Annotated in this window: 1 pseudogene; it reads right to left on the reverse strand. The window is 69.3% G+C overall.

What is annotated here, in order from left to right:
- Nucleotides 1–101: 101 nt before the first annotated feature.
- Nucleotides 102–537 (reverse strand): annotated as a pseudogene (locus tag RH94_RS06825) (transcriptional regulator); the annotation flags it as partial.

Genomic DNA, 537 nt, shown 5'->3' on the forward strand with positions numbered 1-537 from the left:
AGCGCGGCGGACCGCCCGGCCTCTCCACGAGCCTCAGGTCGTCGTCGAAGCGCGGGTTGATCGGTCGTGCTGCCAAAGGTGTCGCTCCCTCGGGTACTGATTCAGCTCTGGTCGGCCAGGTCCTTGACCGTGTCCAGACTCGGCGCCTGCTGGAAAGAGCCGGGGACGACGTGGCTCGGGTTGGCGGGGTCCGTGTCACGGACGATCTCGGCCAGAGCGGCTGTGGGACTCAGTCCCCGCGCCTTCGCGTCCCGGAGCCTGGAGACGTACAGCGCGCCCCGGTTGAACGCTTCGTCGCCCCCGACCCGCCGTACCTTCCAGCCGGCTGCGTCGTCCTCGTCGTTGGCCCAGACGTAGCCCAGCACAGTCCCCCGCGGGTTCGCCACGGTCACGAACCGCACCGGCTTGTCCGTGCTGCGGGCGTAGTGCGGCACCCTGGCGATCTCCTCGAACCGGAGAGGCTCTGTGGTCCGAGGAGCGACGTACCGTTCCCGGCTCATGGTGCTGCCTTCCTCTGCCTGCTGCCTGGGCAGGACT

The organism is Streptomyces kebangsaanensis (genome assembly GCF_001906585.1).
In the GTDB taxonomy this organism is placed as follows: Bacteria; Actinomycetota; Actinomycetes; order Streptomycetales; family Streptomycetaceae; genus Streptomyces; species Streptomyces kebangsaanensis.